Origin of the sequence: Antarcticirhabdus aurantiaca, assembly GCF_009765365.1 — a bacterium.
Classification (GTDB): Bacteria; Pseudomonadota; Alphaproteobacteria; order Rhizobiales; family Rhizobiaceae; genus Antarcticirhabdus; species Antarcticirhabdus aurantiaca.
The window spans coordinates 300,454-327,198 of record NZ_VTOM01000002.1 but is presented as its reverse complement, the minus strand read 5'-3'; the positions used below and the strand labels follow the sequence as shown (position 1 = coordinate 327,198).

The following is a 26,745-nucleotide window of genomic DNA, read 5'->3' as shown; positions in this document are numbered from 1 at the left end:
CGCGGCGGCCCGAAGGTTGGTAAGGGGTGCGGCGAGCCCGACCATCCCGCCCGAGCCGGAACCCTTCGCGATGACCGACAGCGCCGCCCCCGCTTCCCCGACGCCACGTGCCGGCGGGCGCCGGGGTCACGTCGAGCGCACCACGAAGGAGACTGCGATCCGCGTCGCCGTCGATCTCGACGGCACCGGCGAGGCCCGCGTCTCGACCGGCGTCGGCTTCTTCGACCACATGCTCGACCAGCTCGCCCGCCATTCGCTGATCGACATGGAGATCGAGGCGAAGGGCGACCTCCACATCGACGACCACCACACGGTGGAGGACGTCGGCATCGCGCTGGGGCAGGCCATCCGCCAGGCACTCGGCGAGCGGCGCGGCATCGTGCGCTACGCCTCGCTGGACCTTGCCATGGACGAGGCGCTGACGCGCGCGGCGATCGACGTGTCGGGCCGGCCCTTCCTGGTCTTCCGGACGGAGTTCCCGGCGCAGAAGATCGGCACCTTCGACACCGAGCTGGTGCGCGAGTTCTTCCAGGCCCTCGCGCAGAATGCCGGGCTGACGCTGCACGTGACGAACCTCTACGGCCTCAACGCCCACCACATCGCCGAGACCTGCTTCAAGGCGGTGGCGCGTGTCCTGGGCTCGGCGATCGCGCACGACCCGCGCCAGGCCGGGCGCGTGCCCTCCACCAAGGGGATGCTCGCGTGAGCGCCTGGACCGTCTTCGAGCCGAAGGACGCGACAGGCCGCACGGCCGGCGCCGTGTTCCTGCGCGACCGCTTCTCCATCCCCGCCTTCCTGTTCGGCCCGTTCTGGCTCCTGTGGAACCGGCTCTGGCTGGAAGCGATCGTCGTGATCGCGCTCGTGGCCAGCCTCGGCGTCCTGGAGCGGGCAGAGGGCTGGGCGCTCGCCGGCAACGTCCTGCCGCTTCTTCTCGCGCTGCTGATCGGCCTGGAGGGGCCGGAGCGCCGCGCGGCACGCCTGCGCCGCGCCGGCTGGCGGGAAGCTGGCACCGTCATGGCCGACAATCGCGACGAGGCGGAGCTGCGCTACTACGCCGGCGCGACGAGCCGCTCGGCCCTGGACAGCGCCGCCCCCGCTGCCTCTGCTGCCTCCGCTCCAGCCGCCCTCGCGCCGCGGACGGGCTCCTTCGGCGGCTTCTTCGGCGGAGGGCGCCCGGCATGAGCGGCACCCTCGCGATCATCGACTACGGCTCCGGCAACCTGCGCTCGGCGACCAAGGCCTTCGAGCGCGCCGCCCGCGAAGGAGGCTCGGACGCGCGCGTTCTCCTGACCAGCGATCCCGAGGCCGTGCGCGCCGCCGACCGCGTCGTTCTGCCGGGCGTCGGCGCCTTCGCCGACTGCCGCGCCGGCCTCGACGCGGTGCCCGGCATGGTGGAGGCGCTGCGCGAGGTGGTGGAGCGCCGCGGCCGCCCCTTTCTCGGCATCTGCGTCGGCATGCAGCTCATGGCGAGCCGCGGGCTGGAGAAGGCGATCACCCCCGGTCTCGGCTGGATCGCCGGCGACGTCGCGCGGATGGAGCCGGCCGATCCCGGCTTGAAGATCCCGCAGATCGGCTGGAACACGCTGTCCGCCCGCGCGCCCGGGCATCCGCTCCTCAAGGACATCCCGACGGGCGAGACCGGGCTCCACGCCTATTTCGTTCATTCCTTCCACCTCGCCGCGCAGGACCCAGCCGATGTTCTCGCCACCGTCGACTATGGCGGGCCGATGACGGCGATGGTGGCGCACGACAACCGCGCGGGAACGCAGTTCCACCCCGAGAAGAGCCAGACCCTCGGTTTGAAGCTCCTCGCCAACTTCCTCGCCTGGGCGCCCTGAGCGTCCACGGCCCCTCATCCGGTCCGTTTCCATGCCGATCCTGTTTCCCGCCATCGACCTGAAGGACGGCGCCTGCGTGCGCCTGAAGCTCGGCCTCATGGAGGAGGCGACGCTCTACAACGAGGACCCTGCGGCGCAGGCGCGAAGCTTCCTGGCCGACGGCTTCACCCATCTCCACGTCGTCGACCTCAACGGCGCTTTCGAGGGCCGCGCCGTGAACGGCGCGGCGGTGGAGGCGATCCTCGCCGCCGTCGGCCAAACCATGAAGGTGCAGCTCGGCGGCGGCATCCGCACGCTGGCCGACGTCGAGCGCTGGCTGAGCCTCGGCCTGTCGCGCGTCATCCTCGGCACGGTCGCGGTGCGCGATCCCGCTCTCGTGCGCGAGGCGGCGCGGCGCTTTCCGGGCCGGGTCGCCGTCGGCATCGACGCCAAGGGCGGCAAGGTCGCGGTGGAGGGCTGGGCCGAGACCTCGCAGCTCACCGCGACCGACCTCGCCAGGCGCTTCGAGGATGCCGGTGTCTCCGCGATCATCTACACCGACATCGACCGCGACGGCGTGCTCGCCGGCATCAACTGGGAGGCGACGATCGCCCTTGCCGAGGCCATCGCTATCCCCGTCATCGCCTCCGGCGGCCTCGCGTCGCTCGACGACATCAGGCGCCTGACGCAGCCCGACGCCGCAAAGCTGGAGGGCGCGATCTCGGGCCGGGCGCTTTACGACGGGCGCATCGACGCGCGCGAGGCGCTGGCGATCCTGCAGGGGTGAGGCGGCTCGCGGTTTCACGTGAAACCGGCGCCATGGCGGTTCGTCAGTTCAACGAAGCGCCGGCTTGCCCTATGTTGAGGGCATGAACATCCAGGTCCCGACGATCCGCACGGCCGACGACTTCCTTGCCTGGAACGAAGGGCGGGAAGGCCGTCGCGAGTTCGTGCGGGGAAGGATCGTCGAGATGATCGGTGGCTCGCACCAGCATGCCGAGTTGGCGGGGCAACTTCTCTTTCTCCTCAAGCTGCGCCTGCCTGCCGATCGCTACAGCGTCACGCCCGCTGATTTCGCTGTTCGGACGCCGTTCGGCATTCGCTATCCCGATGTCATGGTTTCGCCGCGCGGCATCGGTCCGCGTGATCTGGCGACGGCGGAAGCCTTGTTGATCGGCGAGGTCCTTTCCCCGTCCTCCGTCGCCTTGGACTTCGGCGAGAAGATGCAGGAATACACCGCGCTTCCCGCGCTCCTTCACTACGTCGTCTTGTCCCAGGACGAGCCGCGCGTCTGGCTCTGGCGACGCGGCGAGGATGGGGCGTTCGGATCGCCCGAGATGATCACCGGTCACGACGCGGTCCTGCCGCTGGCGGGCTTCGGAATCGAGCTGCCGCTCGCCGAGCTCTATCGCGGCATCGCCTGACGATCGGGAACCCGGCCCGGCGCCCGACCATTCCACCCGCTCGCAAGGGACGATTGCGACAGCGGTACCATCATCATGACGATCTCTCGTACTCTCGGCCTCGCCCTCGCCGGCGCGCTTCTCGCCTCCGGCGCGGCTTCGGCCCAGGTCTCCGTCGAGCAGGACGCGGCCAGCAACAAGCTCCTGATCAACCAGCGCGATCAGGCCGGCAACGCGCCGCAGAAGGACAAGGTCTTCACCACCGGCAACGACAAGAACAGCGTCACCCACGTCCAGCAGCGCGGGCAGACCGATGCGGTGGAGGCGGCGCAGACCGGCGAGACCAACACGATCCGCGCCAACCAGCGCGCCACCGACAACGCGATCTCGGCCACCCAGACCGGCGAGACCAACACGACCGTGGTCCGTCAGACCAACCCGAAATAAGGCGCCGCCCGCCCCGAAATCGCGCCGCCGGCCCTTGACGGAGGCCGGCGGATGCCGCTCAAGGCGGGCATGACGCTGAAAGCCCGCATCATTCCCTGCCTCGACGTCAAGGACGGCCGCGTCGTCAAGGGCGTCAACTTCGAAGCCTTGCGCGACGCGGGCGATCCCGTGGAGGTCGCCCGCGCCTACGACGCGGCGGGCGCCGACGAGCTCTGCTTCCTCGACATCACGGCGTCCTCCGACGACCGGGGCACGCTGCTCGACGTCGTCGCGCGCACGGCCGAGGGCTGCTTCATGCCGGTGACGGTGGGAGGCGGCGTGCGGGCGGTTCAGGACATCCGCAACCTGCTCCTGGCCGGCGCCGACAAGGTGTCGATCAACACCGCCGCCGTCGCCCGGCCCGAATTCGTGGCGGAAGCGGCCGACAAGTTCGGCGACCAGTGCATCGTCGTCGCCATCGACGCCAAGCGCGTCAGCGCGGAGAGCGAGCCCGGCCGCTGGGAGATCTTCACCCATGGCGGGCGCCGCCCGACCGGCATCGACGCGGTCGAGTTCGCGCGGAAGGTCGTGTCGCTCGGGGCCGGCGAGATCCTCCTCACCTCCATGGACCGCGACGGCACCAAGGCGGGCTTCGACCTCGGCCTGACCCGCGCCGTCTCCGACGCGGTCCACGTGCCGGTGATCGCCTCCGGGGGCGTCGGCACGCTGGACCACCTCGTCGAGGGCGTGACCCAAGGGGGCGCGGCCGCGGTGCTGGCCGCCTCGATCTTCCACTTCGGCACCTATTCGATCGCGGAGGCCAAGGCGCACATGGCGGCCGCCGGCATCCCGATGCGCCGCGACCCGCCCGACGTCGGCAACCGGGCCGTGCGGGAGGGATCGGCGCGATGAGCGGCGCGGAACGCTTCACCCTGGCGGATCTCGAAAACATCGTCGCCGAACGGGCCGCATCCGACGATCCGAAGTCCTACACGGCCAGCTTGAAGCGGAAGGGCCAGCCCGTCGCCGCCAAGAAGCTCGGCGAGGAGGCGGTGGAAACCGTGATCGCGGCGATCGAAGGCGATCCCGCCCGCTTGACGTCGGAGGCCGCGGACCTGCTTTATCATCTTCTCGTGGTGCTGGAGATCGGCCGCGTGCCGCTCGCCGACGTCATGGCCGAACTGCGCCGCCGCACCGCGCAGACCGGACTGGAGGAGAAGGCGGCCAGGAATCCCGGCTGATGGATCAGCTCGCGCCAGCTGAAGTCTCGCCCTACCGCGTCTTCTCGGCGGAGGAATGGGCGCGGCTTCGCGCCGGCACCCCGCTGACCCTGACGAAGGAGGACGTGGAGCGCCTGCGCTCCACCGGCGACAAGGTCGATCTTCGCGAGGTCGAGCGCATCTACCTCGCCGTCTCGCGCCTCCTGTCGGCGCATGTCGAGGCCTCGCAGCTCCTGTTCCGCCAGCGCCAGGCGTTCCTGGGCGGCGAGGAGAACCGCAAGACGCCTTTCGTCATCGGCATCGCCGGCTCGGTGGCGGTCGGGAAATCCACGACGGCGCGCCTCCTGAAGGAGCTTCTCGCCCGCTGGCCCTCCTGTCCCAAGGTGCAGCTCGTCACGACCGACGGCTTCCTTTACCCCAACGCCGTGCTCGAGGCCGAGGGGTTGATGAAGCGCAAGGGCTTTCCCGAAAGCTACGACGTCGGCGCCATCCTGCGCTTCCTGTCGGACGTGAAGGCGGGCGTGCCGCGCGTCGAGGCGCCGGTCTATTCGCACCTCGTCTACGACGTCGTGCCCAACGGGCGCGTCAGCGTCGAGGCGCCGGACATCCTGATCTTCGAGGGGCTGAACGTCCTCCAGGTCCGCGACATGCCGCGCGACGGCAAGGCGGTCCCCTTCGTCTCGGACTTCTTCGACTACTCCATCTACATCGACGCCGACGAGGCCGACATCCGCCGCTGGTACGTCGAGCGCTTCATGCGCCTGCGCGACACCGCCTTCCGCCAGGACGCCTCCTATTTCCGCCGCTACTCGCTGATCGGCGAGGCGCAGGCGCTGGAGGTGGCCGAAACGCTGTGGGAGACGATCAACGCGCGCAACCTGCGCGAGAACATCCTGCCCACCCGTCCGCGCGCCGACCTGATCCTGCGCAAGGGGCCCGGCCACCTCACCGAGCAGGTGGCGCTGCGCAAGATCTGACCGCCCCCGCGCCCCCCGCGTGGCGGAGCGCCGCAGAACGGCCTTCCTTGCCGTCATTTAACGTTCGCCGGCCCGTCAAAGGCGCTATGCAAGGCTGGCCTCACGACCGGTTCCCCCCGCGCTCGCGCGCCCGCGCGCCGCGCCCCTGCCGAGGACAAAGTCCCCCGTGTTCGTTTCCTTCTTTCCCCAACCGAAACTGTTCTTCTGGTCGGTTCTCGGCTGGGCGGCGCTGTGTATCGGCGCCTGGTACCTCGGCGCCTCCGAGATCGGGCCGCTGATCGGGCTGCCGCACACCGACGGCGAGCTGCCGGTCGGCGTGTCGCGCTTCTGGTCGGCCGATTTCATCTGGTTCTACATCTACTTCTGGGTCGCGGTCGGGCTCTTCTACCTGTTCTGGTCCCGCTTCCGACCGCATCCCTGGGCGCGCTGGTCGATCCTGGGCTCGGCGCTGATCCTGTTCGTCACCTATTTCCAGGTCCAGGTCTCGGTCGCCATCAACGCCTGGTACGGCCCGTTCTGGGACTTCATCCAGAACGTCCTGTCCAAGCAGGTGACCGCGACGGAAACCGACCTTTACAGCCAGATCGGCAGCTTCGCCGGCATCGCCTTCGTGGCGATGAACGTGTCCGTGCTCAACGCCTTCTTCGTCAGCCACTGGATCTTCCGCTGGCGGCACGCGATGAACGATTTTTACATGTCGCACTGGCCGAAGGTCCGGCACATCGAGGGTGCCTCGCAGCGCGTCCAGGAAGACACGATGCGCTTCTCCCAGATCATGGAAGGGCTCGGCGTCGCCTTCATCGACTCCATCATGACGCTGTTCGCCTTCCTGCCGCTGCTGGTGGCGCTTTCGGCCAACATCACGGCCCTCCCGATCATCGGCCCGATCGAGCATCCGCTCGTGGTCGCCGCGATCGCCTGGTCGGTCTTCGGAACGCTCGCCCTCATCATCGCCGGCATGAAGCTGCCGGGCCTGCAGTTCCGCAACCAGCGCGTCGAGGCGGCCTACCGCAAGGAGCTGGTCTACGGCGAGGACGACGCCGCCCGCGCCGAGCCCCTGACCGTGAAGGCCCTGTTCCAGAATGTGCGGACCAACTACTTCCGGCTGTACTTCCACTACGTCTACTTCAACGTCGTGCGCTACACCTACATCCAGGCGAACGGCATCTTCTCGCTGGTCATCATGGTGCCATCGATCGCTGCGGGCACGATCACGCTCGGCCTGATGAACCAGATCACCTACGCCTTCAGCCAGGTCACCTCGTCGTTCCAGTTCCTTGTGAATTCCTGGTCGACGATCGTCGAGCTGCTCTCGGTCCACAAGCGCCTGCGCGCCTTCGAGGCGGCGATCACCGGGGAGGAACTGCCGGACATCGACCAGCGCTACCTCGCCCGCCGCGACGCCGGCGCGCCGGACGAGGTCGCCGCGGCGCCCTGACGGTCTGTGGATCGACGGTTTGGCACGCAGGGAGGCGCCGGATGCGGCGCCTCCCTTTTTCATGTCGGGCCTCAGCCCTTCAGCGCCGCCGCATGGTCGCGGGCGTAGGTGGCGAGACTGCGTGGCTTGGCGCCGGTGAGGCGCTCGACGCCGTCCGTGACCGCGGCCGTCCAGTTCTCGCGCACGGGGTGGAAGATCGCCGCGAGGAAGCCGGCATAGCCGGGATCGGCGCCGGCCGCGGTCGCCGCCTCGATGAAGGCCTCGTCGCTGACCGCCTCGTAGCGGATCGGCCGGCCGGCCGCCTTGGAGAGGATCTCGGCGGCCTCGGCATAGGAGAGCGCTTCCGGGCCGGTGAGGTTGAAGGCCTCGCCGTCGAAGCGGTCTTCGCTGAGCGCGGCCGCCGCGCTCGCAGCGATGTCGCGCGCGTCGATGAGGCTGGAGCGGCCGTCGCCGGCGGGCAGGCGGATCGTGCCGGCGAGGACGCCCGCGCGCCAGAAGGTGTGGAAGTTGTCCATGAACCAGTTCGGCCGGATGACGACGTGCGGCAGGCCGCGCCTCGCCAGCATCAGCTCCACCTGGCGATAGGGGATGGAGTCGTCCGCCTCGACGCCGAAGACCGAGAGCATCACGACCTTGGTGCCGCGGCGCGCCGCCGCTTCCACCACCGGCGTCAGCGCGCCCAGCACGTCGAGCGTGCCCGAGGGCGCCATCAGGAAGACGGCGTCCGCGCCGGCGAGCGCAGCCTCGATCGAGGCGGGATCGGCAAAGTCGAAGCGCGTGCCGACCGTGCCGTCGGGGCCGTTGCCGGACCGGGAGGCGGCGCGCACGGCATGTCCGCGCGACAGGAGGTCGGAGACGAGCGGCCGGCCCACCGTGCCGGTGGCGCCGAGAACGAGAATGGTCTTGCCCATGGGATGCTCCCTAGGTATCCAGAAGATACTATGTGACGACGAGCAACCATCTACGCCGATCCCGCGACCGGCGAAAGAAGGCACGTTGCGGTGACGTGGTCACCTCGGGGAAACCGGAGAGAAGGAGGCCGGGATGCAGGACGGACAGCGGATCATGGGTGCGGTGGCGATGCCCTACGACGTCTTCGCGGCGAACTGCCCGACGCGGCTCGTGCTCGACCGCCTCGCCGACAAATGGGCGCTGCTCGTCCTGGAACGGCTGCGCGGGGAAACAGTGCGCTTCAACCGGCTGCGGCGCGACGTCGAGGGCGTGTCGCAGAAGGTCCTGTCGCAGACCCTGAAGCGGCTGGAGCGCGACGGGCTCGTCGCCCGCACGGTGATCCCCACCGTGCCGGTGACGGTGGAATACGCGCTGACGCCGCTCGGGCTCAACCTTGCCGACACCGTGTCGGCCTTCGCGCACTGGGCCGAGCGCAACATCGAGGCGATCCTCGCCGCGCAGGCCGCCTATGACGGGCGGGGCGGGGCGGGCGCGTAAAGGTCGGCCCGCGTCGGCGGCAGGCCGGAGGCGCCGAGATGCTTGTCGCGCTTGGACGCCAGCGTCTGGTTGATCATCACCGTGCCGCGCTCGAAGGCGAGGGCGCAGCCCGCGAGATACAGGAGCCAGAGCCGCGCCTGCGGCTCGCCGACCTCCGCCACCGCCTCGTCCATGCGGGCGGTGAGCCGCTCCGCCCAGAGGCGGCAGGTGCGGCCGTAATGCTCGCGCCAGTTCTCGACGTCGTGGACCTCGAAGCGGTGCGCCTCCAGCCGCTCCAGCGAATGGCCGATGAAGTCCAGCTCGCCGCCGGGAAAGATGTAGCGGGTGATCGCGCGATATTCCGGCCCGCCCTTGTGGAAGGCGCGGCGCGTCTTCTTGGCGGGGCGGGCGATCGTGTGGTGGAGATAAAGCCCGCGGGGGCGCAGCAGGCGCCGCACGGCCGCGAAATATTCGTCGTGATGGGCGAAGCCCACATGCTCGAACATGCCGATCGAGGCGACCTTGTCGAAGGTGCCGGTCAGCTCCTGGAACGGCTTCAGCTCGATCGTGACGCGATCGGCGAGCCCCGCATCGGCGATGCGGCGGGTCGCGAGGTCGAACTGCGCGCGGCTCAGCGTCACGCCGTGGCCGGCGACGCCGTAGGTCCTGGCCGCGTGGATCAGGAGCGCGCCCCAGCCGCAGCCGATGTCGAGGAACCGCTCGCCCGGCTGGAGACGGAGCTTGCGGCAGATCATGTCGAGCTTGTCGGCCTGCGCCCGGTCGATGTCGTCGTGCCACTCGGTGAAGTAGGCGCAGGAATACACCATGCGCTCGTCGAGGAAGAGCCGGTAGAAGCCGTTCGACACGTCGTAATGGAAACGGATGGCGCTCGCCGAGGAGCCGCTGGCGCCAGCCTCGGGACTGGCCTCGGCGCCCGCCGGCGCTTCGCGCCGCGCCTGGCGCGAGAGCGACAGCAGGGCGGGCAGGAGGGCGACGAGGCGCCGCCGCCCGAGCCGCTTGAGAAGCGCCTTGGCCTTGACCTTCGGGCGCTTGGCCGCGAGATCGAAGATCGTGCCGTTCTCGACGTCGATCGCCTTGGTCACGTAGGCCTCGACCGCCGTCTCGATGCGCGGGCGAAGGCAGAGGCGCGCGAGAACCGCCGGATCGTTCAGCGCCAGCGTCGGGCCGGTTTCCGGACCGATCCGTTCTCCGGTCCAGAGCCGCAGGCCGACGTCGAGATCGAGCGCGAGCGCCGCGTCGCGCACGAGGGCCGCCAGCTTCTCGTCGTGCCGCATGGAAGCCCCCTCGTTCGGCATCCGCGTCGCGTTCCACGTGAAACCGATGGAGCCAGGCGGTTGATAGCGCGACTGGCGGCTCGCGCGACAGGGGCGGGCGCGCGGCTTCTCTTAGCCGGGAAATCTGTCAGCCGCGATAGCCGGGAAAGCCCGGCACCCCGCCGCGCCTCGGCGGCTCGGGCCGGGCGGACGGCGCGGGCGGAGCCGGAGGACCGGCGTCGGGGCTGCGGGGCGGCACGGCCTCGGCACTCGCGTCCGGGCTGCACCAGCTGCGCCGTGCCTTGCCGTCATAGGGCGCGACGTGGCCCTCGTTCAGGAGCGTGCGCGCGACGTCGCGGTCGCCCGCCCGCATGTCGGCGAGAACGCGGCCGAAATACTTGTCGCCGGTGATCGCCGTCAGCGTGACCTCGTTGTTCGCCGCAGCGACGAGCGCCGCGAAGCGGTCCTGCGCGGCCTGCGCGGCCGCCTTCTCGGACGCGCATTTGCCGCGATGCTCCGGCGCGTCGATGCCGTGAAGGCGCACGGCGACGTAGACCGTCTGCCCGGGCCAGACATAGGCCGCGACCTCGGCCGTGTCCCCGTCGCGCACCTTCAGGATGCGCGCCGTCACCGGCCCCGGCACGGTCTCCAGGTAGTCGTCCTCCGCCGCCGACGCGCCGCCGGCCAGGACCAGCGCCGCCGCCAGGACCGCAAACGAAAACCGGATGGGATCAACGATCGACATGGCGCCGCCTTCAGGAGCTTCCGCCACCATATAGGATCTAAATCCTAACGAACAGAGTCCCGCGGGCGGATCGCGGCCTTGAGGGGCCGCGATCCGCCGAGTGCGTCAGTGGGCGAGGGCGCGCTCGAGCTCGGCCTTGGACATCTTGGAGCGGCCGGCAACGTCGCGCTTCTTGGCCTCGGCGTAGAGCTCGGCCTTGGAGCGCTCCGCGCCCTTGCCGCGCGCGGCCGGCTTGGCGCCGCCGTGATGGCGGTCCTTGGCGGTCTTCTCGGCGACGTCGCCGGGCTGGGCGGAGAACTGCTTGCCCTTCTTCGTGTCGCGACGCTTCTTCTCGGTGGTGCGCGTGTACTCGGCGTCGGACAGGTGCTCGCGCGCCTTCTTCGGCAGGTAGCGCTCGCCAGTCTGACCGCTCGCCTTGCCGGACTTGGTGTTCCACTCCTCCTCGGTCCACTGGTGGAGCGAGTTGTCGGCGCGCTTCTCGCCCTTGAAGCCGCCGCCCTCCTTCTTGTACTCGGCGGTCGCCATCTGGGCCTTGCGGGCCGACCACTGGCCGGCCTTCCCGCCCTTCGAGCCGCTCGTCACCTTCTTCTTCACCTTGTCCCAGAGCTGGGGATTGGTGTGTTCGGCCGTCGTCGACATGGAGTTTCTCCGCTCGTCCTGATGTTGAGCGGGCAATGCGCGAAGCGGCTCGAAGGATGCGGGGCGCGCCTCGATTGCGGCGCCTCGCCGCAAGCGCGAAACTTTCGGTAGATGGAAGGAAACGGCGGCGCCGCGCGCTGGCGGCGCCGCCGTCCCGCCGGGCGATGCCAGGCCTCAGCCCTTCTGGCCCTTGGCGCCGAAGCCGACCGGGGCCGGGGTGGCGGCGCTCGCCTTGGCCTTCTTGTCGGCCTTCGGCTTGCGGGTTTCCTTGTTGCTGCGCATCTGACCCTTGGCCATCTCGTTCTCCCGCGTTCGAACCGCGCCCGTCTGGCCGGGCTTCGGCGAGGCCGCGATGGTCGGTCGCGGCGCGGTCCGCGTCAAGGCGGCTTTCCGACGAGCGATGGCGACTGGCCGCCCCGCCCCCGAGCGGCTAGAGGACGGACGCCTCCAGCCCGGATCCCGCCGCGATGACGCATGCGCAGCCGACCCCCGCCGCCTCGAGCGACAAGCCTCCGCTGCGCCGCGCTGGCGTCTGGGGCTGGATGCTCTTCGACGTCGCGGCGCAGCCCTTCTTCACCGTCGTCCTCACCTTCGTCTTCGGCCCCTATTTCGTCGGCCAGCTCGCGCCCGATCCGGCGACGGGGCAGGTCTGGTGGGCGGGAACGGCGACGGTCGCCGGCCTCGTCATGGCGCTCGCCTCGCCGGTGCTGGGCGCGGTGGCGGACCGGGCGGGGCCGCGCAAGCCCTGGATCGCCGCGCTCGCCGCCGTGAAGGTCTCGGCGCTGGCGCTTCTCTGGTTCGCCGAGGCCGGCTCGCCGCTTCTCTACGCGGCGCTTCTCGTCGGCTCGGCGCAGATCGCGGCCGAGCTGTCCGGCGTCTTCAACGACGCGATGATGCCGCGCCTCGTGTCCGGCCCGGCGGTCGGGCGGGTGTCCAACGTCGCCTGGGGCCTCGGCTATGCCGGCGGGCTCGTCTTCCTGTTCGCGACGCTCGCCTTTCTCGCGGCCTCGCCCGAGAGCGGGCGCACGCTTCTCGGACTTGCGCCGCTCTTCGGCCTCGATGCCGCGTCCGGCGAAGGCGCCCGCGCGTCGGCGCCGCTCGCCGGACTCTGGTACCTCGTCTTCATCCTGCCGATGTTTCTTCTCACCCCCGACCGGCCCGCCGGCGCGCCGCTCGGCGCGGCGGTCCGCGCGGGGCTCGCCGATCTCAGTGCGACCCTCGGGGACGCGCGCCGGCGGCCGATGCTGGTGCGCTTCCTTCTCGCGCGGATGCTCTACCAGGACGGCATCAACGCGCTGCTCGTCCTCGGCGGCGCCTTCGCCGCGGGCATGTTCGGCTGGAGCATCGTCGAGAGCGGCGTCTTCGGCATCCTTCTCAACGTCGCGGCCATCGCGGGGTGCCTCCTGGCCGGCGCGCTCGACGCGCGCGTCGGCTCGCGGGCGGTGGTGCTCGCCTGCGTCGCCGTTCTCGGCGTCGCGACGCTCGGCCTTGCCTCGACGGAGCCGGGCTCGACGCTCTTCGGCCTCGTCGCCTTCGCGGCGCCGGCGAGCGAGGCGGGCGTGCTCTTCGCGACGGCGGCGGAAAAGAGCTACCTCGCCTTCGGCCTTCTCGTCGGCCTCGCCTTCGGTCCCGTCCAGGCCTCCTCGCGCGCCATGCTGGCGCGCGCCGTCGCCGAGGACGAAGCGGGCCGCTACTTCGGGCTCTACGCCCTCACGGGGCGGGCGACGGCCTTTCTCGCGCCCGGCCTCGTCGCGCTCCTGACGAGCGCCAGCCTCGCCTTCACCGATCCGCTGACCGCCTCGCGGATCGGCATGGGCGGCCTCGTCCTGTTCTTCGCGGCCGGCTTCGCGCTGCTTCTGCGCGTCCGGTTGCCCGCGCGCTGACGGAGCGCCGCCGCTCCCTTCGTTTGGCGGGAGCGCGGCGATCTTCCCTAGCGTAATGTAGCGGCGCCTCCGGTCCGGCGCGCCGCCTCGCCCGCGTGTGAATGGGGAGGCGCGACGGGGAGGGTCGCCTCATGTCCGACAGCATCGCCGCGCCCGCCGGAGCGGCCGCGCGATCCGTCCTCGACCGACAAAGGCTCGTCGCCTGCGGCCTTCTCGTTCTCGCCTCGCTGCTCTGGGGCTACGGCAACGTCGCGCAGAAGACGGTGCTGCTCCATGTCGGCCCCTTCGCCGCGGTGTCGCTGCGCACCGTTCTCGGCTTCCTCGCCGTTCTGCCGATGGCGCTGGCCGAGCACGGATCGGTTCGCGCGAAGTCGGTGCCGCCGCCGGCGCGGGGCGAGGTCGCCAGCCTGTCGCTCGTCGGGCTGCTCTTCACCCTGGCGGTGCTCGTCCAGCAGGCGGCCTATGCCAGCGCCAGCGTCACCAATGCGAGCTTCCTCGTCACCTTCGACTCGCTCGTCGCGGCGCTGATCGGCTGGCTCCTGTTCCGGGAGGCTCCGGGGCGGCGGCTCGGGCTCGCCATCCTCGCCTCGCTCTTGGGCGGGGCGCTGATGTGCGGGGCGACGGGCGGGTTCGCGCGCACGACCCCGGGCGATCTCGCAACGCTTCTCTCGGCCATGCTCTTCGGCGGCTGGGTCGTGGCGCTGAAGCGGCACTGCACGGCCCATCCGGGCCGGCCCTTCCGCGCGGCGGCGGCGCAGTTCGGCTTCGCCGCGCTCGCCACCGCGCCGGCGGCGATCTGGCTGGAGGCGCCGAGCGGCGCGGCGCTGAGCGCCGCCCTGCCGGATCTCCTGACGCTCGGGCTGCTCGCGACGGGCGCCGCCTTCACGCTTCAAACGGTGGCGCAGCGCCACGTGTCCGCGCCCTCGGCCGCCATCCTCGTCTCCGCGGAAGGCGTGTTCGGAACGCTGGCGGCCGTGGCCCTTCTCGGCGAGCGGCCGGGGCCGGAGGCGCTGATGGGCGCCGGCCTCGTATCGGCCGGCCTTCTTCTCGTGCTTCTGCCGGCACCGCGCCCGGCTGCCCGAGCCTGACAGTCTCTCAGTGGCGGAAGTGGCGCATGCCCGTCAGCACCATGGCGATGCCCGCCTCGTCGGCGGCCTTGATCACCTCGGCGTCGCGCATCGAGCCGCCGGGCTGGATCACGGCGGTGGCACCCGCCGCGACCGCCGCGAGGAGCCCGTCGGCGAAGGGGAAGAAGGCGTCGCTCGCCACCACCGAGCCCACCGTCAGCGGCTCGGCGCGGCCCGCGCTCGCCGCGGCGTCCTCGGCCTTGCGCGCGGCGATGCGCGAGGAGTCGACGCGGCTCATCTGCCCGGCGCCGATGCCGACGCTGGCGCCGTCGCGGGCGTAGACGATGGCGTTGGACTTCACGTGCTTGGCGAGGCGGAAGGCGAAGAGGAGATCGGACAGTTCGCGCTCGCTCGGCGCCCGCTTCGTCGCGACGGTGAGGTCCGCCCGCTCGATCCGGCCGTTGTCGCGGTCCTGAAGAAGGAAGCCGCCGGCGACGGTGCGCAGCGTCGTGCCGGGCGCGCGCGGGTCCGGCAGGCTGCCGGCGAGCAGCAGGCGCAGGTTCGGCTTGGCCGCGAAGACGGCGACCGCGTCCTCGTCGGCGTCCGGCGCGATGACGACCTCGGTGAAGATGCCGGCAATGGCTTCCGCCGCCGCCCGGTCGAGCCGGCGGTTGAGCGCCACGATGCCGCCGAAGGCCGAGACGGGGTCGCAGGCGAGCGCCTTCTCGTAGGCGTCGAGAAGGCTCGTGCCCACCGCCGCGCCGCAGGGGTTGGCGTGCTTGACGATGACGACGGCCGGCGCCTCGTTCGCGTCGAACTCGGCGACGCATTCGTAGGCCGCGTCGGTGTCGTTGATGTTGTTGAAAGACAGCGCCTTGCCCTGGAGCTGGCGGGCGGTGGACACGCCGGGCCGCGTCTCGGCCGTGCGGTAGAAGGCGGCGCTCTGGTGCGGGTTCTCGCCGTAGCGAAGGGGCTGGGCGAGGGTTCCCGTCAGCGTGGCGCGGCTCGGAAAGGCCTCGCCGAGGCTCGCGGCGAACCAGCCGGAGACCGCCGCGTCGTAGGCGGCGGTGCGGGCGAAGGCCTTGGCCGCCATGCGCCGGCGGAAGTCGAGGCTGGTCTGGCCGCCCGAGGCGCCCAGCGCGGCGACGAAGGCGGCGTAGTCGGCGGGGTCGGTGAGGACGCAGGTATAGGCGTGGTTCTTGGCGCCCGCCCGCGTCATGGCCGGGCCGCCGATATCGATGTTCTCGACGATCGAGGCCGCGTCGGCGCCGGAGGCCACCACCTCCTCGAAGGGGTAGAGGTTGACCACCAGGAGGTCGATGCCCTCGATCCCGTGCTCGGCCATGGCGGCCGCGTGGGCGGGATCGTCGCGGATGGCGAGGAGGCCGCCGTGGACCACGGGATGGAGCGTCTTCACGCGTCCGTCCATGATCTCCGGAAACTTGGTGACGGCGGAGACGTCGGTGACGGCGACCCCGGCCTCCGACAGGGCGCGCGCGGAGCCGCCGGTGGAGAGGATCTGGACGCCGCGGTCGGCGAGGGCCCGGGCGAGGTCCACGAGGCCGGTCTTGTCGAAGACGGAGATCAGCGCGCGGCGGACCGGCACGGCGTCGGGAGCGGGAGTGGCGTTGGCTGCGACGGCCATGGCGTTCTGCGCCTCGTGTCTGGGCGGATCGATGAGGGTTCGCCCCTTCTATGCCGCGGCGCGGGACAATGGCAACGCGGGGGCGGGCCGGCGCGGATGCGGCGGGCGGGGCTCGGTCTCGCAGGTCCGGCGCCGCCCAATCACCGCATCGTCATTGCCGGCGTTCCGCGGCGCCACGAGGGTGTCGCCTTCCTGCACTACGCAAGTCCGGATGCTTGCGTTAGGGGAATTGCAAGCCATTGCCCACAAGTTCCGCGGGCGGCGCGGCCGCGCGCGAGCCAGGCCCCCGCCTTGCCGACCCCACAGGAAGGATGACGATGCTGAACCTTTCCCGCACCCTCAAGCGCATGGCCGGTGCCGTCGCGCTCGTCGCGGGCCTGTCCGCCGCGCCGGCTCTCGCCCAGAGCTGCGGCAACGACGCCTCCGGTTTCAACGCCTGGAAGCAGGAATTCGCCCAGCGCGCCCAGGCCAACGGCATCTCGCAGCGCACCCTCCAGGCCTCGCTCGGCTCCGTCACCTACAATCCGAAGGTCATCAGCCTCGACCGCAACCAGAAGAGCTTCCGCCTCTCGCTGGACGACTTCATGGCCCGCCGCGCGCCCCCGTCCTTCGTGACGAAGGGCAAGCGGATCATGCGCGACAACGCCTCGCTCCTCAACAATGTCGAGCAGCGCTACGGCGTGCCGAAGGAAATCCTCGTCGCGATCTGGGGCATGGAGACGGGCTTCGGCGCGAATTCCGGCGACATGAGCGTCATGCGCTCGCTGGCGACGCTCGCCTATGACTGCCGCCGCTCGGACTTCTTCACCGCCGAATTGCTGGCGGCGCTCGCCATCGTCCAGCGCGGCGACAAGAGCCCGGACCAGATGGTCGGCGCCTGGGCCGGCGAGATCGGCCAGACGCAGTTCCTCGCCACGAACTACCTGAAATACGCGGTGGACGGCGACGGCGACGGCCGACGCGACCTCATCCGCTCCAAGGCGGACGTCCTCGCCTCCACCGCCAACTTCCTGCGTCAGCATGGCTGGCAGCCGGGCGCGGGCTACATGGAAGGCGAGCCGAACTTCGCGATCCTGCGCGACTGGAACCGCGCCCAGGTCTACCAGCGCGCGCTTGCCCTCTTCGCCTCGAAGCTCGCGAGCTGAGTTCCCAAGCGTTTCACGTGTGACACGATCGACAAGGGCGCTCCGGGAGGACCGGGGCGCCCTTGTCGCGTTTCAGGCGGCGTCGAGCTCGGGATAGTGGCGGAAGATGCCGTTCTCGTTGAAGCCGGTCGCCCGGTCGCTGGCGCGATAGGCCGCGATGCGGGGAAGAGCGTCGACTTTGTCCGCCAGGGCATGGGCGAGGGGATAGTCCGGGCGCAGCGTCTCCATGCGTTTCGGGAAGGCGTAGGCGAGGCCGCGCAGCACCTGATAAAGGCCGAGATCCGCATAGGTGATGTCCGGCCCCACAAGAGTTCCGGAGTCGTGCGGATTGCGCGCGATCAGCGCCTCGTACCAGCCGAGGAACTTCGGCATGCGGCTTTCGCGGAACTCCGCGGCCCGGCGCGTCGCCTCCGGCTTCTGATCCTCGTAATAAAGGCCGACGCCGACGGGGTGGTGGACGTCGTGCGCTTCCGCCACGAGGTCGGCGGTGGTGACGGCGATCGAGCGCGCAAAAATCCGCTCGGCTTCCGCCTCCGGCGCGAGGCCGTGGTGCTCGCCGAGAAAGGCCGCGATCACGGCGCTCTGCGAGACCACGAGCTCGCCCTCCACAAGAAAGGGCGGCGCGAAGGGCAGCGGTCCGTCATGGCCGCGTCCTACCATGAAGGCCTGCATCGCCGCGACTCCGCCACCCTCGGCCTCGGGCAGGCGGGCGACGTCGCGATAGGGCACGCCGGCGGCTTCGAGGACGAGGCGGGCGAACTCGCCGCGGCCGGGCAGGCCGGGCCAGTAGTAGAGGTCATAGGGCATCGGCGGATCACCTTCTGGAGCGGCCCGGAGGCGGCGCGCCGGCGCCGTTCCGGGCGGGAAGCTCCGGCGCAAACCCGGTGACGGCGCGAGGGTTCCGGGACAGCCGAGAGGCGGTCCTATGTGCTAAGTGCGACGTTAGGTTTCTCTTCCCATTACGTCAATTTTGCTCGCAAGGCCTGGACAGGACGGGATTTTCCAAAAAGGATAACCGTTCAATGATCATCCCGGGATGATCACGAACCGTTTCGCGAGGTCGTTCATGACAGCTCACGTCCGCTCCTTCACGCCCCGCCGCCTTCTCGGCGCGCTTGCCGTTTCCACCGTCCTGGCGCTGACGGGCGCCGTGTCCGCCGCCCAGCTGAACCTCCACAACGGCGGCGACGTCACCTCGCTCGACCCGCACAAGCTCTCGGGCGACTGGGAGAACCGCGTCGTCGGCGACATGTTCGAGGGGCTGGTGGCGGAGGACGCGCAGGCCCAGCCGATCCCCGGCATGGCCGAGAGCTGGACGGTCTCGCCGGACGGCCTCGTCTACACCTTCAAGCTGCGCGAGGGCGTGAAGTGGTCGGACGGCCAGCCGGTAACGGCGGGCGACTTCGAATTCGCCTTCAAACGGCTGATGGACCCGAAGACGGCGGCGCAGTACGCCTATCTCCAGTACCCGATCAAGAACGCCGAAGCGATCAACACCGGCAAGATCACCGATCCGAACCAGCTCGGCGTGAAGGCCGTCGACGACAGGACGCTCGAGATCACGCTCGAGAACCCGACGCCCTTCTTTATCGGCGCGCTGACCCACTACACCGCCTATCCCGTGCCGCGCCACGTGGTGGAGGCCAAGGGCGACGCCTGGGTGCGCGTGGAGAACATCGTCACCAACGGGCCCTATCGCCCGACGGAATGGGTGCCGGGCAGCCACGTCCAGACCGAGAAGAACCCGGAATGGTACGACACGGCGAACCTCAAGATCGATGGCACGCGCTTCTTCACGCTGGAGGACCAGGCCGCGGCGCTCCGGCGCTACCGCGCCGGCGAGTTCGACATCCTGACGAGCTTCCCGACCGACCAGCTGAAGTGGATCGAGGAGAACCTCCCCGGCCAGGCGCATGTCACGCCCTTCGCCGGCCTCTACTACTACGTCCTTAATTCCACCAAGCCGCCGCTCGACAACGCCAATGTGCGCAAGGCCCTGTCCATGGCCGTGAACCGCGAGGTGATCGGCCCGCAGGTGCTCGGCACCGGCGAGCTGCCGGCCTATAGCTGGGTGCCGCCGGGCATCGCCAACTACGAGGGCGGCCCCGCCACGGTCGCCTGGAAAGACGAACCCTATCCGCAGAAGCTGGAAGAGGCGAAGGCGCTGCTCGCCGCGGAAGGTTACGGGCCGGACAAGCCGCTGAACCTCGTCTTGCGCTACAACACCGAGGACAACCACCGGCGCGTCGCGGTCGCGATCGCCGCGATGTGGAAGCCGCTCGGCGTCAACGTCGAGCTCGTCAATGCCGAGGTGAAGGTCCACTACGCCGACCTTCGCGAGGGCGACTTCGCCGTCGCCCGTGCCGGCTGGCTCGCCGACTACGACGACCCGATCAACTTCCTCGACCTCCTCAAGGGCGGCATCGAGATGAACTACGGCCGCTGGACCAACGCCGAGTTCGACAAGCTCCTGGCCCAGTCCCAGACGACGCAGGACTTGGTGGAACGGGCGAAGATCCTCAAATCAGCGGAGCAGATCGCGCTCGACGACTCGGCGGCGATCCCGATCTACTACTACGCCACGCGAAACGTCGTGTCCCCGAAGATCACCGGCTTCGAGGACAACGTGAAGGACATCCACCGCACGCGCTGGCTGACCAAGGCGGAGTGAGGCGGCGCCGTCGGATGGGGGAGGCGCGGGATCGCCGCTTCCCCCCTTCTCCCCCGCGGGGAGAAGGTGCCGGCAGGCGGATGAGGGCTTGAAGGCCGCGACGCGTCCACCGCGCCCCCTTCTCCCGTTCCGGGAGAAGGTGCCCCGAAGGGGCGGATGAGGGTGTCCACAGGGCTCCGGCGTTTGCGGCAGTTCGCGGTTGGACCGCCGGCACCCGTCATCCGCGGACCCCGAAGCGCCCTACGAGACCCTCCACCCGGCAGCACAGCCTCCGCATCGCAGCCACCCTTCCCCGAAACGGGAAAGGGGCGGGCGCCGCGTTCAAACCCGTCGCGACGTATCCGGCCCCCTCGCTTCTCCCGCTTGCCTTCCTAAAACCATTCCATAGCCGGGCACGGACCCGGCCCAACATCGCGGAGGCCGCCTTGCTCGGTTTCGCCTTCCGCAGGCTTTTGACCGCGATCCCCGTCGTTCTGATCGCCGTCACCGCCTGCTTCTTCATCCTGCGCCTCGCGCCGGGCGGCCCCTTCGACCAGGAGCGGGCACTGCCGCCCGACATCCTCGCGAACCTTCGGGCGCATTACGAGCTCGACCTGCCGCTCTACCAGCAGTACCTCAACTACCTCTGGCGGCTGCTGCAGGGCGACCTCGGGCCCTCCTTCGTGACGAAGGACTATACGGTCGGCGAGCAGATCGCGATCGGCCTGCCCTATACGCTGACCGTCGGCGGACTCGCCTTCCTGCTCGCCGTCGTGATCGGCGTCGCGGCGGGCATCTACGGCGCGCTCTACCAGAACAAAGGGCTCGACTACGTCATCGCCGCCGCCCTGATGATCGGCCTCGTGGTGCCGAACTTCCTCGTCGCGCCGATCCTGCAGCTGGTCTTCGGCGTGCAGCTCGCCTGGCTGCCGGTGGGCGGCTGGGGCGACGGATCCTGGCCCTTCCTGGTGCTGCCGGTCTTCGTGCTCGCCTTCCCGCACGCCGCGCGCATCTCGCGCCTGATGCGGGGATCGATGATCGAGGTCCTGAACTCGAACTTCATCAAGACCGCGCGGGCCAAGGGCATCGGCGCGCGCCGCACGGTCCTGCGCCATGCGCTCAAGCCCGCGCTCACCCCCGTCGTGTCCTATCTCGGCCCCGCCGCCGGCTACCTCCTCACCGGCTCCATCGTGGTGGAGGAGATCTTCGGCATTCCCGGCATCGGTCGCTACTTCATCCAGGCCGCGCTCAACCGCGACTACGGCATGGTGCTGGGCACGGTCGTCTTCTACATGCTCCTCATCGTCCTCCTGAACCTCCTCGTCGACCTCGCCTACGCCCTTCTCGATCCGAGGGTGCGCGCGCGATGACCCTCTACGTCGACAAGCGCGAGGCGCTGGAGCCCTTCGCGAAACACGAGGCGGATGCCGTCCAGGGCAAGCCGCGCTCGCTGACGCGCGACGCGATGCGCCGCCTGTTCTCCAACAAGGCGGCGGTGGTCTCGCTCGTCGTCTTCGTTCTGATCGTGGGCACGGCGCTGATCCTGCCACCGTTCCTTCCCTACGACTACGAGACGCCGGACTGGGCAGCCTTCTCCGCCCCGCCCTCGGTCGAGAGCGGGCACTATTTCGGCACCGACCAGAACGGGCGCGACCTCCTGGCGCGAACGCTCTACGGCACGCAGGTCTCGCTGCTCGTCGCCCTCATCGCGACAACCGTCTCGGTGGTGGTCGGCGTCCTTTACGGCGCTGTGTCGGGCTTCGTCGGGGGGCGCGTCGATGCGGCGATGATGCGCTTCGTCGACGTGATGTACGCGCTTCCCTACATCCTCTTCGTCATCCTCCTGATGGTGATCTTCGGACGCAACGTCTACCTCCTCTTCGCCGCGATCGGGCTCCTGGAATGGCTGACCATGGCGCGTATCGTGCGCGGCCAGACGCTGTCCCTGAAGGAGCGCGAATTCGTCGAGGCGGCGCGGGCGAGCGGCGTCTCGACCTTTCCGATCATCCTGCGCCACATCGTGCCGAACCTCGTCGGCCCGGTGGTGATCTTCGCCTCGCTGACCATCCCCGAGATCATCGTGACGGAGAGCTTCCTGTCCTATCTCGGCTTCGGCGTGCAGGAGCCGCTGACCTCGCTCGGCACCCTCATCTCCGAAGGCGCCGACGTTCTCGAGGTCATGCCCTGGCTCCTTCTCTTCCCCGGCGCCACGCTCGTCGCGCTCCTCCTGTCGCTTGCCTTCATCGGCGACGGCCTGCGCGACGCCTTCGACCCGAAGGATCGGTGACATCCATGACGTCCGCTTCCTCCTCCGCCCCCCTCCTCGAACTCACGGGCTACTCCATCCGCTTCGCCACGCCGGACGGCGAGGTGCAGGCGGTGAGCGGGCTCGACCTCACCCTTGCCGAGGGCGAAACGCTGGCGATCGTCGGGGAGTCGGGCTCGGGCAAGTCGCAGTGCTTCAACGGCATGTTCGGGCTGCTCGCCCGCAACGGGCGCACCGAAGGCCAGGCGCGGCTCGCCGGGGCCGACCTCCTGGCGCTTTCGCCCAAGGCCCTCGACGCGGTGCGCGGGCGGGACATGGCCATGGTGTTCCAGGACCCGATGACGGCGCTGAACCCGGCGCTGAAGATCAAGCGCCAGCTCTCCGAAACGCTTGAAGTGCACCAGGGCCTGTCGCGGCGCGAGGCGGAGGCGAAGAGCCTAGCCATGCTGAAGCGCGTCGGCATTCCCGAGGCCGAGCGGCGGATGAACCAGTATCCGCACGAGCTCTCGGGCGGCATGCGCCAGCGCGTCGTGATCGCGATGGCGCTTTTGTGCCGGCCCAAGCTCATCGTCGCCGACGAGCCGACCACGGCGCTCGACGTCACCATCCAGGCGCAGATCCTGGAGCTGTTTCGCGAGCTCGGGCAGGAGATGCGGACCGCGCTCGTCCTGATAACCCACGATCTCGGCGTGGTGGCCGGCGTCGCGGACCGCGTGGCGGTGATGTATGCGGGGCGGATCGTCGAGGAGGCCGGCGTCGACGCGCTCTTCGACGCGCCGGCGCACCCCTACGCCGCCGCCCTCCTCGCCTCGATCCCGCGCATCGACCGCGACGGGGGAAGCGTCGAGGCCATCCCCGGCCGGCCGCCCAACCTCATCCATCCGCCTTCGGGCTGTCCCTTCCACCCGCGCTGCCGCTTCGCCGACGAGCGCTGCGTCGCCGAGCGCCCGCCGCTTGAGCCCGTCGCGCGGGAGGGGCATGCCATCGATGCCGGCCGCCGCGTCGCGTGCTGGCACCCCTTCGCGGCGGCGCGCGCCGGCAGCGCCGCCGCCGCTCCGACCCCGGAGGCCGTTCTCCATGGCTGAGCCGATCCTTTCCGTGCGCAACCTGTCCACCACCTTCTCGGTGCGCCAGCCCGGGCTCTTCGCGGCGCCCCTCGCGCTCAAGGCGGTGAGCGACGTGTCCTTCGATCTGGGCGCGGGCGAGACGCTCGGCATCGTCGGCGAGTCCGGCTGCGGCAAGTCGACCCTCGGCCGCTCGATCCTGCGCCTGGTCGAGCCGACGGCCGGCCAGGTTCTCTGGCAGGGCCGCGACCTCGCCGCCTTCTCGCCCGCCGAGATGCGGCGCGCCCGGCGGGACCTGTCGATCATCTTCCAGGACCCGATCGCCTCGCTGAACCCGCGCATGACGGTCGGCGACATCATCGCCGAGCCCCTGCGCGTCGCCGAGCCGGACCTGTCGAAAAAGGACCGGCGCGCCCGCGTCGAGCGTGTCATGGCCGAGGTCGGGCTGGTGCCGGACATGATCAACCGCTACCCGCACGAGTTCTCCGGCGGCCAGGCGCAGCGCATCGGCATCGCCCGGGCGGTGGTCACCGAGCCCAAGCTCATCGTCTGCGACGAGCCGGTCTCGGCGCTCGACGTGTCGATCCAGGCGCAGATCGTCGCGCTCCTCGACGACCTGAAGACGCGCCGCGGGCTGACGTTGCTCTTCATCAGCCACGACCTGTCGGTGGTGCGGCTCGTTTCCGACCGCATCCTCGTCCTTTATCTCGGGCGCGTGGTGGAGACGGGGCCCCGGCGCGACGTCTTCGAGCGCCCGGCGCATCCTTACACGCGCGCGCTCCTGTCCGCCGCGCCGGTGCCGGACCCCGCCGCCTCGCGGAGCCGGCGCCGGGTCATGCTGGCGGGCGATCCGCCCTCGCCGATCAACCCCCCCTCCGGCTGCGCCTTCCGCACCCGCTGCCCGATCGCGGAAGACATCTGCGCCAAGGTGCCGCCCCCGCTGGCGGAGGTGGCGCCCGGCCACGCCGGCGCGTGCCACTTCGCCGGCGAGGAAGCGCGGCGCCGGCTGGATGCTGTGGCGGCGGCAGGGGAGAGGAGCGCGGCGTGAGCGCTCAGTATCCGGCTTCCTTCATGTGGCGGAAGGCGAGGATAATCACGGCGTCGAGTAGCCGATCGTAGGTGTAGAGGGCGACGTAGCCCGATGCGCCGAAGTGGATCGGAAGTTCGCGAAGGCCGGGGAGATCGTCCGGCACCGGGCGGCCGATCTCGGGCGCGTCGGACAGGAGTCGGAACTGACGTCGGATCACGTCGGAAGCCCGCCGGCTCGCCTGGGCGTCCCGCGCGTTCAGGAAGCGTCGGCAGCGGTCGAGGCCGGCCGCCGCGCGCGACGTGACGATCAGCCGTGGCAAGCCGGCGGATCCGTTTCCTCCTCGGTACCCCAGCCGGAGAGCCAGCGGTCGACGTCCTCGCCGGTGAGGTGGTGACCGGTCGCCCGGAACTCCGCTTCCGCCTCTCGCGCTTCGCGCAAGAAATCGTCGCGCGCTTCGCCGCGGCGAACGAAATCCTCGATCGCCTCGCGCATCAGGCCTTCTTCCGAGCGGCGATGCCGTTTCGCCAACTGCCGAACCCTGGCTTCCAGGGCGTCGTCGATCGTCACCGATGCCGCCATGGTCGGCATGATCCTTCGATGATGGAGCCAAGGAAACGATACAGCGCAGCCGGTCGGGCGATCAAGCAAGAGCCCGAACGCGAACGGCCCCGGCGTCGCCGCCGGGGCCGTCGGACGTCGTCGCGCTGCCGCGCCTCTCAGGCCGCCGCGAGCATCGAGGCTTCCGGCGCCTTGGCGCCCGTCATCAGCGCGACGGCGTCGGACATGGTCGCGGCCTTGGGGTCGATGACGCAGAGGCGGCGGCCGAGGCGGTGGACGTGGATGCGGTCGGCGATCTCGAAGACGTGCGGCATGTTGTGGGAGATGAGCACGATCGGGAGACCGCGCGAGCGCACCTCCAGGATCAGGTCGAGAACCTTTCGCGACTCCTTCACGCCGAGCGCGGCGGTCGGCTCGTCCAGGATCAGCACCTTCGAGCCGAAGGCGGCGGCGCGCGCCACCGCCACGCCCTGGCGCTGGCCGCCCGACAGCGTCTCGACCGGCTGGTCGATGTTCTGGATGGTCATGAGGCCGAGCTCGTTCAGCTTCTCCCGGGCGACCGAGCGCATCTTCGGCTTGTCGAGCATGCGCAGGTACTGGCCGGCGAAGCCCTCGCGGCGGATCTCGCGGCCGAGAAACATGTTGTCGGCGATCGAGAGGGCGGGCGACAGCGCGAGCTGCTGGTAGACCGTCTCGATGCCGGCGTCGCGCGCCGATTGCGGGTTGGGGAACTGCACGGGCTTGCCGTCGAGCCGGATCTCGCCCGAATCCGGCACCACCGCGCCGGAGACCGCCTTGATCAGGGTCGACTTGCCGGCGCCGTTGTCGCCGATCACGGCGAGGATCTCGCCGGGGTAGAGGTCGAAGTCGGAATTGTCGATCGCGACGACCTTGCCGTAGCGCTTGTTGAGGCCGCGGGCGAAGAGGACGGGTTCCTGGGTCATGCCGAGACCTTTCTGATCCACTGGTCCGCCGCCACCGAGAGGATGATCAGCGCGCCGACGGTGAGCTGCGTCCATTGCGGGTCGGTGCCCCAGATGCGCAGGCCCATGGCGAAGACGCCGACGATGAGCGCGCCGATGAGCGTGCCGAAGACCGAGCCGCGCCCGCCGAAGAGCGAAGTGCCGCCGATGACCACCGCGGTGATCGACTGGATGTTGGCCTCCTGGCCGGAGGTCGGCGAGACCGAGCCGATGCGCCCGATGAGCGCCCAGCCCGCCAGCGCGCAGATCAGCCCCGAGGCGGCGTAGACGGAGATGAGGGTGCGCGAGACGCTGATGCCCGACAGGCGCGCGGCGTCCTGGTCGTCGCCGATGGCGTAGACGTGCCGGCCCCAGGCCGTGTTGTTGAGGATGTAGAAGACCAGGAGCACCAGGAGCACCATGAACACGGCGCCGTAGGAGAAGGTGGCGCCGAAGATGCGGAAGGTCTGTCCGAAGAACTGGAGCAGCGGCGCGCTCTCGGCGAGCTCGGTGGCGCGGATCGTCTCGTTGGCCGAATAGATGAAGTTGGCCGCGAGGAAGATCGACCAGGTGCCGAGCGTCACGATGAAGGGCGGCAGCTTCAGGCGCGACACGAGGTAGCCGTTGACGAAGCCGCAGAAGGTGCCGAGCGCGAGGCCACAGGCGATGGCGAGCGGTACGGGCAGGCCGAGCCGCACCGCGAACTGGCCCATGACGACGGAGGACAGGACCGCGATCGCGCCGACCGACAGGTCGATGCCGGCGGTGAGGATCACGAGGGTCTGGGCGACGCCGATGATGCCGACGATCGTCACCTGCTGGAGGATGAAGTTCAGCGTCTGGAGGCTGAAGAAGCGCTGCCCCAGGAGCACGCCGAAGATCGCGACGGACACGGCGAGAACCAGCACCGGCACCATGGTCGGATTGGCGTGCAGGAAGTGCTGGAGCCGGGCGAGGCCGCTGGTGCGGCTCTCGAACTCGGCGACGCGGGTTTCCCGCGCCGCGGCGGCCTCGAAGTCGGATGGACCGCGCGGCCGCGGCGGCGCGGCTGCGGGACTGCCTGTGGTCTCGCTCATGGGTTCCTCCCGGCGGATGTCGTTCTGGTCGG

Annotated in this window: 30 protein-coding genes; 19 read left to right on the top strand and 11 right to left on the bottom strand. The window is 70.1% G+C overall.

The window, feature by feature from the left end; genetic code table 11:
* The first annotated feature begins 70 nt into the window (after window positions 1–70).
* The 10 genes from hisB to sbmA all read left to right on the top strand — a co-directional run bounded on the left by hisB (window position 71) and on the right by sbmA (window position 7,281).
* Entirely contained in the window at window positions 71–706 is a 636-nt protein-coding gene (hisB, locus tag FZN60_RS03705; RefSeq protein WP_158871204.1) for an imidazoleglycerol-phosphate dehydratase HisB, read from the top strand.
* On the top strand, window positions 703–1,182 hold the full coding sequence (locus FZN60_RS03700; protein ID WP_158871202.1) for a DUF2628 domain-containing protein: 480 nt from the start codon (window positions 703–705) through the stop codon (window positions 1,180–1,182). The genes hisB and FZN60_RS03700 overlap by 4 nt, the downstream gene beginning before the upstream one ends.
* Window positions 1,179–1,838: an imidazole glycerol phosphate synthase subunit HisH gene (gene hisH, locus FZN60_RS03695; RefSeq protein ID WP_158871200.1), complete on the top strand. Its 660-nt coding sequence runs from the start codon at window positions 1,179–1,181 to the stop codon at window positions 1,836–1,838. Before FZN60_RS03700 ends, hisH begins: the two co-directional genes overlap by 4 nt.
* Before the next feature lie 31 nt (window positions 1,839–1,869).
* Entirely contained in the window at window positions 1,870–2,604 is a 735-nt protein-coding gene (gene hisA / locus FZN60_RS03690; RefSeq protein ID WP_158871198.1) for a 1-(5-phosphoribosyl)-5-[(5-phosphoribosylamino)methylideneamino]imidazole-4-carboxamide isomerase, read from the top strand.
* 82 nt (window positions 2,605–2,686) lie between these two features.
* Window positions 2,687–3,241, top strand: a complete 555-nt coding sequence (locus FZN60_RS03685; protein WP_158871196.1) for a Uma2 family endonuclease — start codon at window positions 2,687–2,689, stop codon at window positions 3,239–3,241.
* A 75-nt stretch (window positions 3,242–3,316) separates the two neighbouring features.
* Window positions 3,317–3,667 carry a hypothetical protein gene (locus FZN60_RS03680; protein WP_158871194.1) on the top strand — a complete coding sequence of 117 codons (351 nt, stop codon included), beginning with the start codon at window positions 3,317–3,319 and terminating at the stop codon, window positions 3,665–3,667.
* 69 nt (window positions 3,668–3,736) lie between these two features.
* Complete coding sequence (gene hisF / locus FZN60_RS03675) at window positions 3,737–4,558, top strand: imidazole glycerol phosphate synthase subunit HisF (protein WP_158871291.1); 822 nt, start codon at window positions 3,737–3,739, stop codon at window positions 4,556–4,558.
* Complete coding sequence (locus FZN60_RS03670; RefSeq protein ID WP_158871192.1) at window positions 4,555–4,887, top strand: phosphoribosyl-ATP diphosphatase; 333 nt, start codon at window positions 4,555–4,557, stop codon at window positions 4,885–4,887. The genes hisF and FZN60_RS03670 overlap by 4 nt, the downstream gene beginning before the upstream one ends.
* Window positions 4,887–5,843 (top strand): type I pantothenate kinase, encoded by a 957-nt coding sequence (gene coaA, locus FZN60_RS03665; protein ID WP_158871190.1) that lies wholly within the window; start codon window positions 4,887–4,889, stop codon window positions 5,841–5,843. Before FZN60_RS03670 ends, coaA begins: the two co-directional genes overlap by 1 nt.
* Window positions 5,844–6,009: 166 nt before the next feature.
* Window positions 6,010–7,281: a peptide antibiotic transporter SbmA gene (sbmA, locus tag FZN60_RS03660; protein WP_158871188.1), complete on the top strand. Its 1,272-nt coding sequence runs from the start codon at window positions 6,010–6,012 to the stop codon at window positions 7,279–7,281.
* Between the two features lie 71 nt (window positions 7,282–7,352).
* Here the strand turns inward: sbmA and FZN60_RS03655 are convergent, their stop codons facing one another.
* On the bottom strand, window positions 7,353–8,192 hold the full coding sequence (locus FZN60_RS03655) for an SDR family oxidoreductase (protein WP_158871186.1): 840 nt from the start codon (window positions 8,190–8,192) through the stop codon (window positions 7,353–7,355).
* A 133-nt stretch (window positions 8,193–8,325) separates the two neighbouring features.
* On the opposite strand from FZN60_RS03655, the gene FZN60_RS03650 reads away from it, so the two are divergent.
* Window positions 8,326–8,730 (top strand): winged helix-turn-helix transcriptional regulator, encoded by a 405-nt coding sequence (locus FZN60_RS03650; protein WP_422570107.1) that lies wholly within the window; start codon window positions 8,326–8,328, stop codon window positions 8,728–8,730.
* On the opposite strand, the gene FZN60_RS03645 is transcribed toward FZN60_RS03650, so the two are convergent.
* From FZN60_RS03645 to FZN60_RS03630, 4 genes are all read right to left on the bottom strand, one after another.
* Window positions 8,700–10,004, bottom strand: a complete 1,305-nt coding sequence (locus FZN60_RS03645; RefSeq protein WP_158871184.1) for a class I SAM-dependent methyltransferase — start codon at window positions 10,002–10,004, stop codon at window positions 8,700–8,702. The two genes, FZN60_RS03650 and FZN60_RS03645, sit on opposite strands and share 31 nt — an antisense overlap.
* A gap of 127 nt (window positions 10,005–10,131) precedes the next feature.
* Window positions 10,132–10,728 (bottom strand): thermonuclease family protein, encoded by a 597-nt coding sequence (locus FZN60_RS03640; protein WP_158871182.1) that lies wholly within the window; start codon window positions 10,726–10,728, stop codon window positions 10,132–10,134.
* A gap of 105 nt (window positions 10,729–10,833) precedes the next feature.
* Window positions 10,834–11,367: a hypothetical protein gene (locus FZN60_RS03635; RefSeq protein WP_158871180.1), complete on the bottom strand. Its 534-nt coding sequence runs from the start codon at window positions 11,365–11,367 to the stop codon at window positions 10,834–10,836.
* 174 nt (window positions 11,368–11,541) lie between these two features.
* On the bottom strand, window positions 11,542–11,748 hold the full coding sequence (locus tag FZN60_RS03630) for a hypothetical protein (RefSeq protein WP_158871178.1): 207 nt from the start codon (window positions 11,746–11,748) through the stop codon (window positions 11,542–11,544).
* An 86-nt stretch (window positions 11,749–11,834) separates the two neighbouring features.
* Here FZN60_RS03630 and FZN60_RS03625 point away from each other — a divergent pair, with 86 nt between their 5' ends.
* On the top strand, window positions 11,835–13,250 hold the full coding sequence (locus FZN60_RS03625) for an MFS transporter (RefSeq protein WP_158871176.1): 1,416 nt from the start codon (window positions 11,835–11,837) through the stop codon (window positions 13,248–13,250).
* 131 nt (window positions 13,251–13,381) lie between these two features.
* Window positions 13,382–14,338 (top strand): DMT family transporter, encoded by a 957-nt coding sequence (locus tag FZN60_RS03620; protein ID WP_158871174.1) that lies wholly within the window; start codon window positions 13,382–13,384, stop codon window positions 14,336–14,338.
* A 7-nt stretch (window positions 14,339–14,345) separates the two neighbouring features.
* Here the strand turns inward: FZN60_RS03620 and purH are convergent, their stop codons facing one another.
* Complete coding sequence (gene purH / locus FZN60_RS03615; RefSeq protein ID WP_158871172.1) at window positions 14,346–15,962, bottom strand: bifunctional phosphoribosylaminoimidazolecarboxamide formyltransferase/IMP cyclohydrolase; 1,617 nt, start codon at window positions 15,960–15,962, stop codon at window positions 14,346–14,348.
* Between the two features lie 317 nt (window positions 15,963–16,279).
* On the opposite strand from purH, the gene FZN60_RS03610 reads away from it, so the two are divergent.
* Window positions 16,280–17,107 (top strand): lytic murein transglycosylase, encoded by an 828-nt coding sequence (locus FZN60_RS03610; RefSeq protein ID WP_158871171.1) that lies wholly within the window; start codon window positions 16,280–16,282, stop codon window positions 17,105–17,107.
* A 72-nt stretch (window positions 17,108–17,179) separates the two neighbouring features.
* On the opposite strand, the gene FZN60_RS03605 is transcribed toward FZN60_RS03610, so the two are convergent.
* Window positions 17,180–17,914 (bottom strand): glutathione S-transferase, encoded by a 735-nt coding sequence (locus FZN60_RS03605; protein ID WP_158871169.1) that lies wholly within the window; start codon window positions 17,912–17,914, stop codon window positions 17,180–17,182.
* 259 nt (window positions 17,915–18,173) lie between these two features.
* Between FZN60_RS03605 and FZN60_RS03600 the strand changes: the two genes are divergently transcribed.
* The 5 genes from FZN60_RS03600 (at window position 18,174) to FZN60_RS03580 (ending at window position 24,135) form a co-directional block, all read left to right on the top strand.
* Window positions 18,174–19,778, top strand: a complete 1,605-nt coding sequence (locus tag FZN60_RS03600) for a peptide ABC transporter substrate-binding protein (RefSeq protein ID WP_158871167.1) — start codon at window positions 18,174–18,176, stop codon at window positions 19,776–19,778.
* 425 nt (window positions 19,779–20,203) lie between these two features.
* Entirely contained in the window at window positions 20,204–21,127 is a 924-nt protein-coding gene (locus FZN60_RS03595; protein WP_158871165.1) for an ABC transporter permease subunit, read from the top strand.
* The gene (locus tag FZN60_RS03590) at window positions 21,124–22,044 is read left to right on the top strand and encodes an ABC transporter permease (RefSeq protein ID WP_158871163.1); all 921 of its coding nucleotides are present in this window, start codon (window positions 21,124–21,126) and stop codon (window positions 22,042–22,044) included. Before FZN60_RS03595 ends, FZN60_RS03590 begins: the two co-directional genes overlap by 4 nt.
* Before the next feature lie 5 nt (window positions 22,045–22,049).
* Window positions 22,050–23,108, top strand: a complete 1,059-nt coding sequence (locus tag FZN60_RS03585; protein WP_158871161.1) for an ABC transporter ATP-binding protein — start codon at window positions 22,050–22,052, stop codon at window positions 23,106–23,108.
* Window positions 23,101–24,135, top strand: coding sequence for an ABC transporter ATP-binding protein (locus FZN60_RS03580; protein ID WP_158871159.1), 1,035 nt, complete (start codon window positions 23,101–23,103; stop codon window positions 24,133–24,135). The genes FZN60_RS03585 and FZN60_RS03580 overlap by 8 nt, the downstream gene beginning before the upstream one ends.
* 4 nt (window positions 24,136–24,139) lie before the next feature.
* On the opposite strand, the gene FZN60_RS03575 is transcribed toward FZN60_RS03580, so the two are convergent.
* The 4 genes from FZN60_RS03575 to FZN60_RS03560 form a co-directional block, all read right to left on the bottom strand.
* Complete coding sequence (locus FZN60_RS03575; protein WP_158871157.1) at window positions 24,140–24,436, bottom strand: type II toxin-antitoxin system RelE/ParE family toxin; 297 nt, start codon at window positions 24,434–24,436, stop codon at window positions 24,140–24,142.
* On the bottom strand, window positions 24,424–24,696 hold the full coding sequence (locus FZN60_RS03570; protein WP_158871155.1) for a CopG family ribbon-helix-helix protein: 273 nt from the start codon (window positions 24,694–24,696) through the stop codon (window positions 24,424–24,426). The genes FZN60_RS03575 and FZN60_RS03570 overlap by 13 nt, the downstream gene beginning before the upstream one ends.
* A 137-nt stretch (window positions 24,697–24,833) precedes the next feature.
* Window positions 24,834–25,619: an ATP-binding cassette domain-containing protein gene (locus FZN60_RS03565; RefSeq protein ID WP_158871153.1), complete on the bottom strand. Its 786-nt coding sequence runs from the start codon at window positions 25,617–25,619 to the stop codon at window positions 24,834–24,836.
* On the bottom strand, window positions 25,616–26,713 hold the full coding sequence (locus FZN60_RS03560; protein WP_158871151.1) for an ABC transporter permease: 1,098 nt from the start codon (window positions 26,711–26,713) through the stop codon (window positions 25,616–25,618). Before FZN60_RS03560 ends, FZN60_RS03565 begins: the two co-directional genes overlap by 4 nt.
* Window positions 26,714–26,745 lie beyond the last annotated feature (32 nt).